This is a genomic window from Saccharothrix texasensis, assembly GCF_003752005.1.
GTDB lineage: Bacteria > Actinomycetota > Actinomycetes > Mycobacteriales > Pseudonocardiaceae > Actinosynnema > Actinosynnema texasense.
On the sequence record NZ_RJKM01000001.1, the window covers coordinates 4674140 to 4689852 of the forward strand.

A 15713-nucleotide genomic window follows, 5' to 3' on the forward strand; every position below is an offset into this window, starting at 1 on the left:
CCTCATGCCTTCGACGTTCCCGCAGGTCAAGCTTGTCCTACCGAAGGGGCCGCAGGGAGGCGGCCCCCTCCACAGGAGGTAGGAACCCATGTTGCGCAACGCTCTTCTCGCCGCTCTCGCCACCACCGCCGTCAGCGCCCTCGCCCTGCCCGGTCTCGCCGCGGCGGACCCGGTGCTCGGCACGCCGCCGCCGTGCGTCAAGGTCAGCGACCTGGCCGGCGCCGACTTCGACGTCAAGCAGTGCGGGGTCAGCGACGTCGACCAGTTCCGCGCCGGCCTCGAGGGCAACGGCAACGCCCACTGCGGCCCGGCGTCGCTGTACAACGTCCTGCACTTCTGGGGCCACGAGAAGAAGGCCCCGGTCGGCTGGCTGAGCACCAAGGTCGGCGCCCTCGACCCGAAGGACCCGGCCGACTACACCGTCGTCGGCAACTCGATCTGGCGGATCGGGGTGGACGCGAAGTACGACGGCGGCACCAACATGACCAACCTGCGGACCGCGTGGAACATCGCCACGCAGCCCGCCCGCAACGCCGGCTGGGCCACCGCGACGGACTGGGCGAGCACGCACACCACCGACGACTGGTCGGGCACGCTGGCCAAGCGGCTCAACCAGGGCCCGGTGCAGCTGGTCTACGGCCGCTACGCCCCCGGCCCCCGCGCCGGGAGCCTGGAGCGCACCGGCGGGCACATCGTCACCGTCGTGTCGGCGAAGGGCTCGTTCGACGGGAACACCGTGCAGCTCAAGCTGGCCGACCCGGGCCGCGCCCTGGACCACGGCCAGGACGACTACCTCTACACCCAGTCCGCCTACGAGTCGCTCGACGTGACGCTGGAGCGCAAGACGATCGTGGAGCACATCGCGGCCAAGGACGACGCGAACACGCCGGCCGACGAGAGCCTGCTGCCCGGCACCTACCGGAACGTGGTGCGGTGGGAGCTGACCGGCCCGCGCTACGTCAGCACCAAGACCCGCCAGATGGTGGAGGGCTTCAACTGGTTCGTGATGTCCCCGCCGGTCGGCTGACCGACCTGCGCACCGCAAGACCCCGCCTCGCCAGAGGCGGGGTCTTGCCGCGCACTCCGTGCACTGCACGTTGTCGAACGCCTGTTCGAGCCGTCCACAGCTGGGGACAACCCTGTGGACAACTCAGTCCTTGCTGGTCAGAACCTGTGCATGGGCGAGCAGTTCGTCCACCGACCACTGGTCGTAGGCGTGTTGTCCACGCTTCTCCGCGACCACCGTGCCGTCCGGCGCGATGAGGAAGTCGGCGGGCAGGCCGAGCCGTCCGCCTTCCGGCTCGGGCAGCGGGCGCCGGCCGCGCAGCACCGGGCCGAGGTCGCGCACCACGCCGCGCACGATCGCGCCCCACGCGCGCGGGTCGAGCACCGAGCGCGGCGCGGACTCGACGCCGAACTCCACGTACAGCCGCTTCTCCGGGTCGCCGACCACCGCGAACGGCAGGTCGACGGCGTGCGGGCGCAACTCGGCCGCCGAGGAGTGGAAGACCACGACCTCGGTGACGCCGCGCGCGGTGATCTCGTCGTGCCGCCGCACGACGGACCGCAGGTGCAGGTTGCACACCGGGCAGCCGGCGAAGCGGCGGAACTGCAGGTGGACCAGGGTGTGCGGGTCGGGCACCCGCACCGTGCCACCGAGCACGGCTTCCCACTCACGTGCGCTGACCTTCACGGCATCCCCCTCAACGTGAGCGTGCGCTGTACGCTTACCCAAGTTATGCGCGTAACTTGTACGCTGTCAAGGCCATGCCACGTCCGAAGTCGCTGACCAGCTCCGCGCTCGCCGCCGCCACGCTCGCCGTCCTCGACCGGGACGGGCTGGCGGCGCTGTCGATGCGCGCCGTGGCCGCCGAGCTGGGCATGGGCACGATGTCGCTGTACCGGTACGTCGCCGACCGGGACGAGCTGGAAGCCCTCGCGGTCGAGCAGGTCGTGTCCGGAGTGGACACCGTGCCGCCGAAGGCGCTGTGGGACAAGCAGATCGCCGTCCTGGTCGAACGGGTCCGGGTCGCGATCGCCGCGCACCCCAACGCGGTGCCGCTCACCATGGCGCACCGGCACCGCTGCCCGAGCCTGTTGCGCTGGGCGGAAGCCGTGCTGGAGGTGCTGACCCGGGCCGGGTTCACCGGGGAGCAGCGGGTCTTCGCCTTGCGCGCGCTGCTGAGCTACCTCATCGGCGCGACCGAGACCGAACACCGCAGCCCGCTGTCGGGCATGGGCACCGAGGCGTTGGCCGCGATGGGCGAGCACTTCCCGCTGCTGGCCGACACCGCCGCCACCGCGCGGACGATCCCGCCGGAGATCGAGTTCCGGCGCGGCCTGGACGTGGTGCTGAGCGGTCTGCGCCGCCCCTGACCTGCCGCCACCCCCGACCCGCCGCCGCACCGGATGTGGTGGCCGGTGCGGAGGCCGAAGCCGACCTCGGCCTCCGCATCGAACGCGACGAACACGGAGTTGCGCTCCGAGCGTGGTGTCGACGCCTCTTTCCGGCGCGGAGTCGACTCCCGCTGCGTCTCCAGGTCAGGTTCGCCGGTGAGAGGGCTCTCCCCTCTCGTCCCGTCCACCACCGCGGATGTGGACGGGAAGTCTTCACGCGGTCAGCTCGTCCTCGTCGGGCAGGTCGAGCAGTTCTTCGAGCACGTGCGTGGCGGGGCCGCGACGGCGCCACGAGAAGCGGCTGGGCGACAGGACGTTCACCTCGTCGGCGGGCATCCGCATCGCCACCGCGTCGTCCTCGTTGTGCAGGCGCACCACGTCGATCACCGCGTCGTGCGCGCGCACGCCCACCACCGCCGCCAGCTCTCCCCGGGCGTCGCGCGGGTGGAGGAACTGGAACCCGCGGGCGATCAACTCGCGGAGCTGGAACGTCGTCCGCGAGGGGAGGTCAGTCGACGAGGTCATCGAACTCCCCGTCCCGGGCCCCGGCCAGGAAGGCGGCCATCTCCGCTCGCGTGTAGACGAGGGCGGGGCCTTCGGGGAACCGGGAGTTGCGCATCGCGATCTCGCCGCCGTCGGTCACCGCGAACTCCACGCAGTTGCCGATCGCGTCGCTGTAGGAGCTCTTGGTCCACGTGACCCCGGTCAGGTCGGCCGCGGACATGCCGTTGTGAACCATGGTGGCCATCGACTCACCTTCCAAGCCAGAGATGCATCTGCACGTGCATCCGGTTGTGCACGGACGGTAGCACCGGCCGGTGCACGGGTAAATGCACGTGCAGATGCGGAGCGTGAATCCCACCCGGTCGGACGACAGCTACAGCTCAGCCCGCCGTTTTGCGAGCATCTGCCGGCTCCGGTCCGGTGTCTCGGCGTCCACCGTGAGCCGGTCGAAGACCCGGCTGTAGATCTCCAGCTCTTCGAGTTTGTCCAGGTAGAGGGCACCGGCGAGGTGTTCGAGGTACACGATGTCCGGCAGGTCGGGCTCGCCGAACCGGAGCATCGCGAAGGGGCCCTTCGCCGCGTAACCGGCCCACGGGAACGGCACGATCTGCAGGGTGACGGGCCCGTCCTTGGTCACGCTGAGCAAGTGGTCGAGCTGGTTGATCAGGACTTCGCGCCCGCCGATCGCCCGGTAGAGCACCGACTCGTCGACCACGGCCCACACCCTCGGGGCGCCCGGCCGGGCCAGGATGCGCTGCCGCTGCATCCGCAGCGACACCCGCCGCCGCACCTCCGGCGTCACCAGCTCCGGTCTGCCGTGGCTCGCGATGGCCGTCGCGTAAGCCTCGGTCTGCAGCAGGCCGGGCACGAACTGGGTCTCGTAGATCAGGATCCGCGCCGCCGCCTCCTCCAGGCCCACGTAGTCGTGGAACCAGTCGGGCATCAGGTCGGTGAAGCGGTGCCACCAGCCCGGGGAGTTGGACCGGCGGACCATGTCGAGGAACTTCGCCCGCTCGTCCGGGTCGTTCACCCCGTACATGGTCAGCAGGTCGTTCACGTCGCGTTCCTTCAGGCCGACGCGCCCGAGCTCCATCCGGCTGATCTTCGACTCGGAGCCGCGGATGGCGTAGCCCGCGTCCGCCCGGCTGATCTCCGCGGCTTCGCGCAGCCGGCGCAGCTGGGCGCCGAGCACGATGCGCAGCGCGGTCGGCCCGCTCTCCCGCTCCGGCGTGGACTCGCCAGTCGCCATCGCCGTTCCTCCCGCCCGTCGTGACCGTCCCACCCGAACAGCGGTTGCGCCCGAGGAGGGCCGACTCGCATCGTCACTGAACGTACACCCATGATCTTGCCCGGTCAGATGCACGAGGCTCACTCACGCGTCGGGCCCATACCCTTACGCTGACCGGACTGTGACGCGGTGCACACAACATCACTCCCATCCCCGTAATGCGAGGTCACACAAATGCCGGGATCGTCCTCGGACGCCGCCGCCCCCGTCTACATCGACACCACCAAGGCCAGCATCGCCAGGGTCTACGACGCGTTCCTCAACGGCAAGGACAACTACGAGATCGACCGCGAGGTGCTGCGGCGCGTGCAGCAGATCGCGCCCGAGGCGGCCACCCTCGCGGTGGACAACCGCGGCTTCCTGATCCGCGCCACCCGGTTCGTCGCGAGCCAGACGGGCATCAACCAGTTCCTCGACTGCGGGTCCGGGCTGCCCACCGCGGAGAACACCCACCAAGTGGCCCAGCGGATCAACCCGGATGCCCGAGTCGTCTACGTCGACAACGACCCGGTGGTGCTGGCCCACGGCCGCGCGCTGCTGGAGGAGAACGACCAGACGCACTTCTCCGCCGCCGACATCTTCAAGCCGCGCGACATCCTCAACGACGAGGTCGTGCGCAAGCACATCGACTTCACCGAGCCGGTGGCGCTGTTCCAGATGGGCACGCTGCACCACTACAACGGCGACTCGCCCTCGTCGGCCGAGATCATGGCCGAGTACATCGAGGCCCTGCCGTCCGGCTCGTACGTGGCGATCTCGCACTTCCTCGACCCGGAGACCGAGGAGCACTCCGCCATCGCGCGGCGCATGGAGGAGACGTTCCTGCACTCGCCGATGGGCAGCGGCCGGTTCATCACCAGGCGCGAGATGCACGAGCTGTTCCACGGCCTGGAGCTGGTCGAGCCGGGACTGGTCATCTGCGCGGACTGGTGGCCGGACGGGCCGCGGCTCAAGGAGCTCGACTCGGTGAGCTACTGCATCGCGGGCGCGGTGGCGCGCAAGCCCTGAAGCCGTCGCGCGCGACGGTGGTGGACGGGGAAAACCCCGCCCACCACCAGGTTTCGCGCGTCCTCAGCGGGTGAAGAAGTCCACCAGGACCGGGACCGTCGCCTTCGGCTTGACCATGTGGGTCTGCCCGGGCAGGACGGTCAGCTCGCCGTGCGGCAGGGCCGACGCCAGGTGCCGCTGCGCGTTGCGCAGGTACTCCGGGCTCTTCCCGCCGGCGATCACCAGGGCGGGCGCCTTCGCGCCGGACCACCGGTCGGCGGGCGGCGGCGTGCCCCGCTGGAACTCGCCGACCAGCGCGAAGTCGTTCGGCAACGTGTGCGCGACGCTCTTGAGCTTCCGCCACGGCGGCAGGACCTGGAGCACGGCGACGAAGAAACCCGGGGTGCCGACGTACCGCATGAACAGCTTGACCGCGTCACCGCGGCGTCCCTCCGCGAGCGCCCGTGCCACGCGGGCCGGCAGGTCCCCGTCCATCGGCGCGCGCGTGCCGTCCACGATCATCGGCGACTCGTAGATCGCGATCCGCTCGGCGGCGACGCCCCGGTGCGCGGCCTCGGCGACCAGCGTGCCGCCCGAGGACATGCCGAACAGGCGCGCCGACCCGCCCGCCTCCTCGATCAGCGCGGCGATGTCCTCGACCTCGCGCTCGACGTCGGGCGGCGCGGCGCCGCCGCCGCTCTCGCCCCGGCCGCGCCGGTCGTAGGTGTAGACGGTGAAGTGCTCGGCCAACGCCTCGGCCAGCGCCGTCGCGGGGCCGAAGGCCCGGTGGCACAGCGCGCCGTCCACGATGATCAACGCCGGACCGGACCCGATGCGCGTGAAGGCGATCGCGGTGCCGTCCTCGGAAACGACCTGTCCCATGATGTGCCCGTTCTCTCAGATCTCGGAGCGCGGCTTCGCCGCGACGGCGGACGCCCACCCGGCGACAGCGCCGCCGCACAGCAGGACCGTGCCGGACGCGCTCGCCGGCAGCCCGGTGGTGTCGGCGCGGGCGACCCCGCGCCGCGGGGTCGTCACGCCAGGTCCCCCATCCAGGCCGACCAGGTCCGCTCGTCGCGGTGGTCGTCGGCGAACACGTGGTGCATGGCGATCAGCGCGCCGGGAAGTCCTCGGAAGAAGCGGTACATCGCGTGCTCCGTGCGGATGCCGACGGTCTGGGCGTTGGCGAAGTAGACGACGCCGCCGTCCAGGTCGACGCGGTCACCGGTCCTCGGCGCGCCGTCGAGGCCGAGCTCGCGACCCAGGGCCGCCCACACGGCGGGCCAGTCGGCGATGGGCGGCCCGACGACCGTGAGCGGCCGGGCGGCGCGGCCGGCGAAGTGGCGCAGGTAGGTGACGAGGGTCTGCCAGAACATCTCGCCGCCCGCCGTCATGGCCTCGAACTCGTCCTCCCAGTCGTCGCCGGGCAGGAAACCGGAGGCGACCATGCGCAGGACCGTGCTGCCCTGGTCGCGGGCCTCGACCAGGAACTCGTAGGCCATGAACCGGCCGTCGGGCGCCTTGTCGCCGCCGTAGGCCAGGTGCCTGCCCGGTTCCCAGGCGGTGATCCGGTGGGTCGGCTCGTAGCCGCCGAAGCAGACCTGCCGGACCGCGGCGCCGGGGTCGACCTCGTTGGCGCCCATGAACCAGGAGTCCAGGCCGGGGCCGGTGGCGATGGCCTCCCAGACCTGCTCCGGCGTCACCCCGGCCAGCTCGACCTCGTTGACGCCTTCGAACGCGTGACCCATCGTCATTCCTTCGGGATGCTGGGGTGGACGGCGACGACGACGCGGTGCGCGCGTCCGCCAGGTGCCGCTTCGTCGTGGTACTTGGCGACCAGGGCCGTGACGGCGGAGGCCAGCTCCTCGGCGAACGCCGCGCGGTCGGCGGCGGTGGCGAAGCGGATCTCGCCGTCCAGCGCGAAGGTCGCGACCTTCTTGTCCGCCTTGGCCGCGCCGGTGAGGAGGTTGCCGACGTCGCGGACCAGCCGTGCGGCGACGGCCAGGAGCCAGCGGGCCGACAGGCGGTCGGGCGCGCGTTCCGGGTCGGGCTGGACGGCGGCGAGCGCCGTGGGCGAGATGACGTAGGACGCGGCGGTGGCGCGCATGACCCGTTCGGTCATGTTGCCCTTGCGGCGTTCCTCGGCCAGCTCCACCAGCCCGTGCTGCTCCAGGGTGCGCAGGTGGTAGTTGACCTTCTGCCGGGGCAGGCCGACCTTGGCCGCCAGCGTGGTCGCCGAGTTCGGCTCGGCCAGCTCGGCCAACAACCTCGCCCGCACCGGGTCCAACGAGACCTCGGCCGTCGCCGGGTCCTCGATCACTGCCACGTCAAGCATGGGAGAACCCTCCCACCGACAACTTCCCCTGTCAAGACAAAAAACCTTGTCAATCCGAGAGTCCAACCTCCACAGCGCGCGAGTCCTACGTTCACGACCCGTGAGTTCAACGCTCGGACACCGGGCTTTCCGTGGTGAGCGTTGAATTCAGGGTGCGTGAACGTAGGACTCTCGAGGCCTGGAGGTTGGACTCTCGGGTTAGAAGAGGGTGGGGGATTGGTTGGCGAGTTCGTGGGTGAGGAGGTGGCGCTTGCGCGGCAGGCCGCCGCCGTAGCCGGTCAGGTCGCCGTTCGCGCCCACGACGCGGTGGCACGGCACGACGATGCCGATCGGGTTGCGGCCGTTGGCCAGGCCGACCGCCCGCGCGGCCGACGGCCGGCCCAGCCGCTGCGCCAGCTCCCCGTACGTCACGGTCTCGCCGTACGGGATCTCGACCAGCGCCCGCCACACGGTCCGCTGGAACGGCGTCCCGATCAGGTCCAGCGGCAGGTCGAACGCGGTGCGCGCGCCGTCGAAGTACTCGGCCAGCTGCACGATCACGTCGCCGAACGGGGAGGCGTCCTCGGGGCCGAACGCGTCGTCCGCCGGCCGGTGCCGCTGATCGGTCATGTACAGCCCGGACAGCACGCCGTCGTGCGCGACCAGCGTGAGCGGTCCGACGGGGCTGTCGACGGTGGTGTGGCTCATCGGACGGGGTCCTTTCAGGCGGGCAGCCGGTTGACCGCGTGGTCACCGGTGGCCCAGAGGTGCTGGACGGCGTAGGCGCGCCAGGGGCGCCACGCCTGGGCTCGCCGCACGAGGGCGGCGGGTGTGCCGGGCAGGCCGAGGGCCCGGGCGGCGGCGCGGACGCCCAGGTCCGTCGGGATGAACGCGTCCGGGTCGCCGAGGGCCCGCATCGCGATCACCTCGACCGTCCAGGGCCCGAAGCCGGGCAGCGCCAGCAGGTCGGCCCGCGCCTTGCCCCAGTCCGCGCCGACGCCGAGGTCGAGCGAGCCGTCGGCCAACGCCTCCACCAACGCGCGGAACGCGGTCTTGCGGGCCTGCGGCATGGCCAGCGCGGCGGGGTCCAGCGCCGCCAGCGCCGACGGCGTCGGGAACAGGTGGGTCAGCCCGCCGTCCGCGACCGGCTCGCCCGCCGCGCGCACCAGCCGACCGGCGTGCGTGCGGGCGGCGGCCGTGGACACCTGCTGCCCGAGCACGGCCCGCACCGCGAACTCGGCGGCGTCCACGGTGCCCGGCACGCGCCGTCCCGGGGCCGCGTCGACCAGGGGCGCGAGCAGCGGGTCGGCGCGCAGCTGCTCGTCCACCGCGACCGGGTCGGCGTCGAGGTCGAGCAGCCGGCGGCAGCGGGCGATGGCGATCGACAGGTCGCGCAGGTCGCTCAACGCCAGCCTGCACGCCACGTGGTCGTCCTGCGGCGTCAACGACACCACGCCGTGCCCGCGGGGCAGCCGCAGCGTCCGCCGGTAGGCGCCGTCACGCCACTCCTCCACCCCCGGCACGCCGGTCGCGGCGAGGTGGCCGAACAGGTTGTCCGGTCGCAGCGGCGCGCGGAACGGCAGCCGCAGCGACAGCACGCCCGGTGTGTCCGGCGCGGGACGGCGGCGCAGGCGCAGGTCGGTCGGCGACAGCGCGAACACCTCGCGCACCGTCTCGTTGAACGCCCGGACGCTGGCGAACCCGGCCGCGAGCGCGACCTCCGCCATGGGCAGCGCGGTCGTCTCGATGAGCAGCCGGGCGGTCTGCGCGCGTTGCGCCCTGGCCAACGCCAGCGGTCCCGCGCCCAGCTCGGCCAGCAGCAGCCGTTCGACCTGCCGCACGCTGTAGCCGAGGCGGACGGCGAGGCCGGGCACGCCGTCCCGGTCCACCACGCCGTCGGCGATCAGCCGCATCGCCTTCGCCACCGAGTCGGCGCGGTGGTTCCACAGCGGCGATCCGGGCGACGCGTCGGGCCGGCACCTCTTGCACGCCCGGAATCCCGCTTGTTGCGCCGCCGCCGCACTCGGGTAGAACCGCATGTTCCCGACCTTGGGCGGCGCCACCGGACAACTCGGTCGACAATAGATCCGGGTGGTCAGGACCGCGGTGAAGAACCACCCGTCGAACCGGGCGTCTTTCGACCGCACGGCTCGGGCACACCGTTCCGCGTCTTCGTGCACGACACCAGCATCGGTCAACGCGGGGGCCCGTGGCCGGCGGAAATGCGACATGGCGGAAAACGTCGTCGGACCGGTTGCGCCGCACCGCGCTGTGCGGCGCTCCCGGAGGGCGACGGCGCCCTGCGGCCGGACACCGACTAGTTGTGCGCCGGGGCGGCGAGCCGGGCCAGGAGGTCCAGCCTCACCTCGGCCCGGTCGCGACCGTGCGCGTCGAGCACCGTCCTCAGGATCGGGCAGACCCGTGCTTCACCGGGGATGCCCCGGTCCTCACGGGCCGTGACCGGTGGACGGGTGGTCCGCACCGGGTCAACTCCGGTCTGCATGGCAGGTCGCCGCACCGTTCCACCGACCTGGTCGGTTCGGTGCCCATCGCTGAGAAGACCCCCAGGACCCCTCAGCGAAGAACGAGCTGCCACTCGCGGTAGTTGCCTGCGAAACCACTTTGACCGGTCCCTTCGCACAACTTGTCGACGTCACCGGAACGTCCCGGTCAGCTTGTCAGCGCAAGTCGTTAGGGTGGACGGAGAAGGTCACCACCGGTCGACAAACGACCAGTTCACGCGCTCACACCCGGTTTTCCGGTCCGGACGCCGGACCTCTAGGAGGCACGCGGCGGATGGCTGGTTCCGGTCAGGGGTCAGGTCCCCGTGCCGTGTTCGCGGAGCGGTTCGCCCTGCTCTACGCGGAGGCGGGCGATCCGCCTCTGAAGAAGGTGACCGAGTCGGTCGGCCGCGCGAGGCGCCTCGACGAGCGCGGGCGACCGGTCCGGGCGACCGCGCAACGGGTCAGCGACTGGCGTCGGGGCCGCAACGTGCCCGCCCGGTTCTCGGCACTCTCGGTAGTGCTTGAAATTTTGATCGGTGAGGCCAGGAAGTCGCGGCCGCAGCCGCCGGTGGCCGGGTTGTACGACCTGGACGCGTGGCGCTCGCTGTGGGAGGAGGCGCTGGCCAGCCCGGTCTCGGCGGCCGACGACGAGGACCCGCCGAGCTCCGGCGAAATCGGCGTGTGCCCTTATCGGGGATTGGCCGCGTTCCAACCCGAGGATTCCGGTTGGTTCTTCGGCCGGGAACGCAGCACGGCCGCTCTGGTGGCCCGGCTCGGCACTGCCGCGGACACCGGCGGAATCGTGATGCTGGTCGGCGCCTCGGGTGCCGGTAAATCATCTCTGGTGCGTGCCGGGGTCATTCCTTCCATTCGCGACGGAGCATTGGGGATTACCGGTTCGACGGAGTGGCCGGCGGTTGTCGTCACACCCGGTGCGGACCCGGTGAAAGAATTGGTCCGGCAAGTCCCGGAATTGGCCGACATCATGGACATGGCGCTTTCCCTGGACGGGATGGACCAAGACCCGGTGGGCTCCGGGCACGGCCCGGACACGTTCCTCGGGCAGGCGCTGATGGGTGTGCCGCGGTTCGCCGGGCAGATCCGGGCGGCGTTCGCGGCGTACGCGGCGCGGCACGGCGGCGACCGGGTGGTGGTCGTGGTCGACCAGTTCGAGGAGGCGTTCACGCTGTCCTCGGACGAGAACCGGGTGCAGGTGTTCGTGCAGGCGCTGAACGTGGCCTGCACGCCCGCGGTGCCCGGCGGCACGCCGCCCGCGCTGGTGCTGGTCGGCGTGCGGGCCGACTTCTACGGCCGCTGCCTGGCGTTCCCGGAGCTGGCCGACGCGTTGCAGGACCGGCAGATGGTGCTCGGCCCGATGACGTCGGCGGAGCTGCGGGAGGCGGTGTCGCGGCCCGCGAAGGCGGCGGGCCTGCAACTGGAGCCGGGGCTGATCGAGCTGATGCTGCGCGACCTGGGCGTGCGCAGCGGGCGGGTGCAGGCGCGGGCGGGCCAGGGCGCGTACGACGCGGGCGCGTTGCCGCTGCTGTCGCACGCCCTGCTGGCCACCTGGCAGCGCCGGGCCGCGGGCAAGCTGACCATCGCGGGCTACCGCTCGGCGGGCGGCATCCAGGGCGCGGTCGCGGCGACCGCGGAACGGGCGTGGGCCGACCTCGCGCCGGAGGCGCAGCAGGCCGCGCGGCCGTTGCTGCTGCGGTTGGTGCGCGTCGGCGAGGACACCCAGGACACCCGCCGCCGCTCCACCCGGCACGAGCTGGTCGACCAGGCCTCGGACCGGGCCGCGGGCGAGGAGGCGCTGGAGGTGCTGGCGCGGGCCCGGCTGGTCACCCTCGACGCGGGCTCGGTGGAGATCACGCACGAGGCGCTGCTGCAGGCGTGGCCGCGGCTGCGCAGCTGGATCGACCAGGACCGGGAAGGCCAGCTGCTGCGGCAGCGGCTGGAGGAGGACGCGGCGACGTGGGCCGGCCAGGACCGCGACTCGTCGCTGCTCTACCGGGGCGCGCGGTTGGAGACCGCGCGGCACTGGGCGGACGCGGCGGGCCCGGAAGGGCTGACCGGCACGGCCCAGGACTTCCTCGCGGTGTCCACGCAGTACCGCAGGCGCGCGGCGTGGGGCAGGCGGGCGGCGGTGGCGTGCGTGGTCGTGCTGGCGCTCATCGCCGCGACCGCCGCCGTGCTGGCCGTGCGGCAGCGCGACGACGCGGTGTTCCGGCAGGTGGTGGCCGAGGCGGACCGGTTGCAGGAGTCCGACCCGTCGATGTCGGCGCAGCTGACCCTGGTCGCGCACCGGATGCGGCCCGACGACCGGGACGTGCGGACCCGGCTGCTGGCCACGCAGGCCACGCCGCTGGCGGTGCCGCTGGTCGGGCACACCGGTCCCGTCTACCTCACGTCGTACTCCCCCGACAGCAGGTTCCTGGCCAGTGCGAGCTTCGACCAGACCGTGCGGCTGTGGGACCTGCGCGACCGGGACCACCCCAAGCAGCTCGGCTCGCCGCTGCCCGGGCACCGCAGCTGGGTCACCTCGGCGGTGTTCAGCCCCGACGGCCGGACGCTGGCCACCGCGGGCGACGACGCCACCGTGCGGCTGTGGGACGTCACCGACCCGGAACGCCCGCGCTCGCTCGGCGAGCCGTTGCGCGGCGAGAACGGCACCGTCTACCTGCTGGCGTTCACCCCGGACTCCCGGACGCTGGTCACCGCCAACGGCGACCACACGGCGCGGCTGTGGGACGTGACGGACCCGGCCGGGCCCCGGCGGCTGGGCGAGCCGCTCGGCGGGCACACCGGGCAGGTGCGCTCGATCGCGGTCAGCTCGGACGGCGCGCTGCTGGCCACCGGGGGCGACGACCGGACCGTGGTGGTGTTCGACGTGCGCGACCCCGCCGGGCCGAAGCAGGTGGGCGAGCCGATCACCGGGTTCGAGAACACCGTGCACTCGCTGGCGTTCAGCCCGGGCAGCCGCCTGCTGGCGGGCGGCAGCGAGGACCACAGCGTCCGGTTGTTCGACCTGGCGGACCCGGCGGCGCCGCGACCGGTCGGCCTGCCGCTGACCGATCACGCCGAGGGCGTGTGGTCGGTGGCGTTCAGCCCGAGCGGCCGGGTCCTCGCGGCGGCCGGCGCCGACGGCACCACCCGGCTGTGGAACATCACCGACCCGGCGCACCCCATCGCCCTCGGCCGGCCGCTGACGGGCCGCAACGGCATCGTGTACGCGGTGTCGTTCAGCCCGGACGGCCGCACCCTGGCCACCGGCAGCCAGGACTCCGCGGTGCGGCTGTGGGACCTGCCGCCCGGCGTGCTCGTCGGGCACTCGGCGCGCACCATCGGCCCCCGCTTCACCCCGGACGACCACCACCTGGTGTCGGCGGCCGAGGACGAGACGATCCGGGTGTGGGACCTCGGCGACCCGGACGCGCCGAAGTCGACCGCCGTGCTCTCGCACGGCTCGGGGGTGTGGTCGCTGGCGTTGAGCGGTGACGGCCGCACGCTGGCCAGCGTGAGCGACAAGACGGTGCGGCTGTGGGACCTGGCCGACCCGCACGAACCCCGGCCGCTCGGCGAGCCGATCGAGGTGGGCACCCGCTACAGCTCGCCGGTGGCGTTCCGGGCGGACGGCGAGGTCCTGGTCACCGGTTTCGACGACAACTCCGTGCAGCTGTGGGACATCCGCGACCGCGAGCGGCCGAAGCGGCTGGGCCTGCCGCTCGTCGGCCACGCCGCGTACGTGCACTACGTCGGGTTCACCCCGGACGGGAGGACGCTGGTCACGGCCAGCGCGGACAAGACCGTGCGGCTGTGGAACGTGACCGACCCGGCCGCCGCCCAGCCGATCGGCCTGCCGCTGACCGGGCACGACAGCGCGGTGCGCGCGGGTGACATCAGCCCCGACGGCCGGATCCTGGCCACCGCGGGCGACGACCGGACGATCCGGCTGTGGGACCTGACCGTGCCGAACCGGGCCAAGCCGATCGGCGTGCCGCTGACCGGTCACGTGGAGGCGGCGGTGACGGTGGCGTTCAGCCCGGACGGGCGGACGCTGGCCAGCGGCAGCGAGGACCGCACGATCCGGCTGTGGGACGTGCACGACCTCCAGCGCCCCATCCCCGCCTCGCAGGTGCTGACCGGGCACGACGGCGGGTTGCGCGAGGTCGCGTTCAGCCCGGACGGCCGCCGGCTGGCGTCCACCAGCTCCGACAGCACGGTCCGGGTGTGGGACCTCGACCTGCAGCACGTGATCGGGCGGATCTGCCTCAGGACCAAGGGCGTGCTGCCCAAGGAGCGGTGGGACGAGCAGCTGCAGCAGCTGGACTACGAGCCGCCCTGCCCCTGACCCCCGCCCGGCCCCTGACCCCGCTCGGCCACCCCGAACCTCCGAGTGGTCCAGACCGCATCCGGGCGCGACCGGCCGGGTGGCGCGCCGCCCCGTGCCCGACCACCCCCGCCGACCTGCGGTTCGAGGTGGCGTCGGAGCCGGTCCGGGCCGGACGCGGGCCGGTGGGGGTGAAAACCGCTCATGGACTTCCGGTCGATCATGACTACGTTCTACAGATCATGCGTTTACTTGCCAGGGTGGGGAGCCTGAAGGCGGCGGTCACGGCGCTGACCGGCATCACCGCGCTCTACATGGCTCTCGTCGCGTTCGGGAACATCACCGACTACGAGACCAATCACGCGTTCGTCCAGCACGTGTTCGCGATGGACACCACGTTCGGCTCGCCCAACACGTCGTGGCGCGCGATCACGAGTCCGGCCGTGGTGACCGCGGCCTACGTGCTGATCATCATCTGGGAGGCGGTCACCGCGCTGGTGCTGCTGGCCGGCCTGGTCGCCTGGCTGCGCCGCCGCGAGGAGGTGGCGCGCCGGCTGTCGTCCGCGGGCTGGGTGATGCAGGCGCTGCTGTTCGGCGGCGGTTTCATCGCGATCGGCGGCGAGTGGTTCCTCATGTGGCAGTCGAAGGACTGGAACGGGTTGTCGGCCGCGTTCCAGAACTTCGTGGTCGCCGCGCTCGGCCTCATCCTGCTGCACGCGGGCAGGCGCGACTGACCGGCTCCGGCCACCCCGGACCGGGGGCCGCCCCTCCTGACGGCCTCCGGTCCGCTGTCCCCCTACTCGTTCCCCCAGAAGTCCAGCCGGTGCTCGGCCCGGTAGTCCACGCCCCTGAACGCGCCCGGCGCGAGCGACTGCACGTGCCGCCCCGAGGTGATAGCCGATGTCGGTGCTGTGGCTCGCGCCGTGCTCGGAGGCCGCCGGGTCGGCGAACTCGAACGCGAACGTCGGCGTGTGCGCGGACAGCAGCTCGTGCTGCCGCGACGTCGGCCGGGCCCACACCCGGTCGGTCAGCACCGCCGCCCACGCCCGGCTCGGGCTCTCGAACGCGCTCAGCGGGTACTCCCGCCCGACCTCGGCCGCGCGGTCGCCGAACGCCACCGCGAGCAGGCGCGGGTGGTCCTCGGCGGTGACGGGACCGCGGAAGACGCCCACGATCCCCCGGTGCTCGTGCCGCGTGGTGCCGGCGAGCACGGGCACCTCCGCGATCCGGCCGGCCGGGAACGCCTCGGCCGGCAGCTCCGGCAGGTCCGCGGTGCCGAAGCCGAAGGGCTGGAAGATGTTCATCACCCCACGCCTCGGCCGGCAGGTCGACCAGCGCGAAGCCGCTGAGCAAGATCGTGCACCGGCGAGGGAAACCCCCAGGTAGGAC

At 72.4% G+C, this 15713-nt stretch carries 17 protein-coding genes; 6 read left to right on the plus strand and 11 right to left on the minus strand.

All coding sequences use genetic code 11. The features are described from left to right. Nucleotides 1–88 precede the first annotated feature (88 nt). Entirely contained in the window at nucleotides 89–1027 is a 939-nt protein-coding gene (locus EDD40_RS19940; RefSeq protein ID WP_123744261.1) for a hypothetical protein, read from the plus strand. A gap of 123 nt (nucleotides 1028–1150) precedes the next feature. On the opposite strand, the gene EDD40_RS19945 is transcribed toward EDD40_RS19940, so the two are convergent. Further along, nucleotides 1151–1693 (minus strand): peroxiredoxin-like family protein, encoded by a 543-nt coding sequence (locus EDD40_RS19945; RefSeq protein WP_123744262.1) that lies wholly within the window; start codon nucleotides 1691–1693, stop codon nucleotides 1151–1153. 74 nt (nucleotides 1694–1767) lie between these two features. Between EDD40_RS19945 and EDD40_RS19950 the strand changes: the two genes are divergently transcribed. Then, nucleotides 1768–2376 carry a TetR/AcrR family transcriptional regulator C-terminal domain-containing protein gene (locus EDD40_RS19950; protein ID WP_123744263.1) on the plus strand — a complete coding sequence of 203 codons (609 nt, stop codon included), beginning with the start codon at nucleotides 1768–1770 and terminating at the stop codon, nucleotides 2374–2376. A 234-nt stretch (nucleotides 2377–2610) separates the two neighbouring features. Here EDD40_RS19950 and EDD40_RS19955 read toward each other — a convergent pair whose 3' ends face one another. The 3 genes from EDD40_RS19955 to EDD40_RS19965 all read right to left on the minus strand — a co-directional run bounded on the left by EDD40_RS19955 (nucleotide 2611) and on the right by EDD40_RS19965 (nucleotide 4150). Next, on the minus strand, nucleotides 2611–2922 hold the full coding sequence (locus tag EDD40_RS19955) for a hypothetical protein (RefSeq protein ID WP_123744264.1): 312 nt from the start codon (nucleotides 2920–2922) through the stop codon (nucleotides 2611–2613). Beyond that, entirely contained in the window at nucleotides 2906–3145 is a 240-nt protein-coding gene (locus EDD40_RS19960) for a DUF397 domain-containing protein (RefSeq protein WP_123744265.1), read from the minus strand. The genes EDD40_RS19955 and EDD40_RS19960 overlap by 17 nt, the downstream gene beginning before the upstream one ends. A gap of 129 nt (nucleotides 3146–3274) precedes the next feature. Continuing rightward, a complete protein-coding gene (locus EDD40_RS19965; RefSeq protein WP_123744266.1) occupies nucleotides 3275–4150 on the minus strand; it encodes a helix-turn-helix domain-containing protein in 876 nt (291 codons plus the stop codon). Nucleotides 4151–4363: 213 nt separating this feature from the next. On the opposite strand from EDD40_RS19965, the gene EDD40_RS19970 reads away from it, so the two are divergent. Then, nucleotides 4364–5197 carry an SAM-dependent methyltransferase gene (locus tag EDD40_RS19970; RefSeq protein WP_123744267.1) on the plus strand — a complete coding sequence of 278 codons (834 nt, stop codon included), beginning with the start codon at nucleotides 4364–4366 and terminating at the stop codon, nucleotides 5195–5197. A gap of 63 nt (nucleotides 5198–5260) precedes the next feature. Here EDD40_RS19970 and EDD40_RS19975 read toward each other — a convergent pair whose 3' ends face one another. From EDD40_RS19975 to EDD40_RS41055, 7 genes are all read right to left on the minus strand, one after another. Continuing rightward, nucleotides 5261–6058 carry an alpha/beta fold hydrolase gene (locus EDD40_RS19975; RefSeq protein ID WP_123744268.1) on the minus strand — a complete coding sequence of 266 codons (798 nt, stop codon included), beginning with the start codon at nucleotides 6056–6058 and terminating at the stop codon, nucleotides 5261–5263. A 15-nt stretch (nucleotides 6059–6073) separates the two neighbouring features. Further along, nucleotides 6074–6214 carry a hypothetical protein gene (locus tag EDD40_RS41805; RefSeq protein ID WP_170185143.1) on the minus strand — a complete coding sequence of 47 codons (141 nt, stop codon included), beginning with the start codon at nucleotides 6212–6214 and terminating at the stop codon, nucleotides 6074–6076. Beyond that, nucleotides 6211–6924: an SRPBCC family protein gene (locus EDD40_RS19980; RefSeq protein ID WP_123744269.1), complete on the minus strand. Its 714-nt coding sequence runs from the start codon at nucleotides 6922–6924 to the stop codon at nucleotides 6211–6213. Before EDD40_RS19980 ends, EDD40_RS41805 begins: the two co-directional genes overlap by 4 nt. Nucleotides 6925–6926: 2 nt before the next feature. After that, nucleotides 6927–7511: an ArsR/SmtB family transcription factor gene (locus tag EDD40_RS19985; RefSeq protein WP_211348210.1), complete on the minus strand. Its 585-nt coding sequence runs from the start codon at nucleotides 7509–7511 to the stop codon at nucleotides 6927–6929. 198 nt (nucleotides 7512–7709) lie between these two features. Continuing rightward, nucleotides 7710–8198 (minus strand): methylated-DNA--[protein]-cysteine S-methyltransferase, encoded by a 489-nt coding sequence (locus EDD40_RS19990; RefSeq protein WP_123744271.1) that lies wholly within the window; start codon nucleotides 8196–8198, stop codon nucleotides 7710–7712. A 14-nt stretch (nucleotides 8199–8212) separates the two neighbouring features. Next, complete coding sequence (locus tag EDD40_RS19995) at nucleotides 8213–9670, minus strand: DNA-3-methyladenine glycosylase 2 family protein (protein ID WP_123744272.1); 1458 nt, start codon at nucleotides 9668–9670, stop codon at nucleotides 8213–8215. Between the two features lie 137 nt (nucleotides 9671–9807). After that, complete coding sequence (locus tag EDD40_RS41055) at nucleotides 9808–9993, minus strand: hypothetical protein (RefSeq protein ID WP_148088843.1); 186 nt, start codon at nucleotides 9991–9993, stop codon at nucleotides 9808–9810. Between the two features lie 329 nt (nucleotides 9994–10322). On the opposite strand from EDD40_RS41055, the gene EDD40_RS20000 reads away from it, so the two are divergent. From EDD40_RS20000 to EDD40_RS20010, 3 genes are all read left to right on the plus strand, one after another. Then, nucleotides 10323–14345 carry an nSTAND1 domain-containing NTPase gene (locus EDD40_RS20000; protein ID WP_246037743.1) on the plus strand — a complete coding sequence of 1341 codons (4023 nt, stop codon included), beginning with the start codon at nucleotides 10323–10325 and terminating at the stop codon, nucleotides 14343–14345. Between the two features lie 239 nt (nucleotides 14346–14584). Further along, a complete protein-coding gene (locus EDD40_RS20005) occupies nucleotides 14585–15058 on the plus strand; it encodes a DUF2165 domain-containing protein (protein WP_236594653.1) in 474 nt (157 codons plus the stop codon). A 166-nt stretch (nucleotides 15059–15224) separates the two neighbouring features. After that, nucleotides 15225–15710 (plus strand): hypothetical protein, encoded by a 486-nt coding sequence (locus tag EDD40_RS20010; protein ID WP_123744275.1) that lies wholly within the window; start codon nucleotides 15225–15227, stop codon nucleotides 15708–15710. Nucleotides 15711–15713 lie beyond the last annotated feature (3 nt).

Excerpts from the sequence above, each read along its gene's own strand:
- EDD40_RS19960 (WP_123744265.1), bottom strand. The coding sequence starts at position 3,145 with ATGGCCACCATGGTTCACAACGGCATGTCCGCGGCCGACCTGACCGGG.
- EDD40_RS19950 (WP_123744263.1), top strand. The coding sequence starts at position 1,768 with ATGCCACGTCCGAAGTCGCTGACCAGCTCCGCGCTCGCCGCCGCCACG.
- EDD40_RS19985 (WP_211348210.1), bottom strand. The coding sequence starts at position 7,511 with ATGCTTGACGTGGCAGTGATCGAGGACCCGGCGACGGCCGAGGTCTCG.
- EDD40_RS19955 (WP_123744264.1), bottom strand. The coding sequence starts at position 2,922 with ATGACCTCGTCGACTGACCTCCCCTCGCGGACGACGTTCCAGCTCCGC.
- EDD40_RS19965 (WP_123744266.1), bottom strand. The coding sequence starts at position 4,150 with ATGGCGACTGGCGAGTCCACGCCGGAGCGGGAGAGCGGGCCGACCGCG.
- EDD40_RS20010 (WP_123744275.1), top strand. The coding sequence starts at position 15,225 with ATGTCGGTGCTGTGGCTCGCGCCGTGCTCGGAGGCCGCCGGGTCGGCG.
- EDD40_RS19990 (WP_123744271.1), bottom strand. The coding sequence starts at position 8,198 with ATGAGCCACACCACCGTCGACAGCCCCGTCGGACCGCTCACGCTGGTC.
- EDD40_RS41055 (WP_148088843.1), bottom strand. The coding sequence starts at position 9,993 with ATGCAGACCGGAGTTGACCCGGTGCGGACCACCCGTCCACCGGTCACG.
- EDD40_RS19970 (WP_123744267.1), top strand. The coding sequence starts at position 4,364 with ATGCCGGGATCGTCCTCGGACGCCGCCGCCCCCGTCTACATCGACACC.
- EDD40_RS19940 (WP_123744261.1), top strand. The coding sequence starts at position 89 with ATGTTGCGCAACGCTCTTCTCGCCGCTCTCGCCACCACCGCCGTCAGC.
- EDD40_RS19980 (WP_123744269.1), bottom strand. The coding sequence starts at position 6,924 with ATGGGTCACGCGTTCGAAGGCGTCAACGAGGTCGAGCTGGCCGGGGTG.
- EDD40_RS19975 (WP_123744268.1), bottom strand. The coding sequence starts at position 6,058 with ATGGGACAGGTCGTTTCCGAGGACGGCACCGCGATCGCCTTCACGCGC.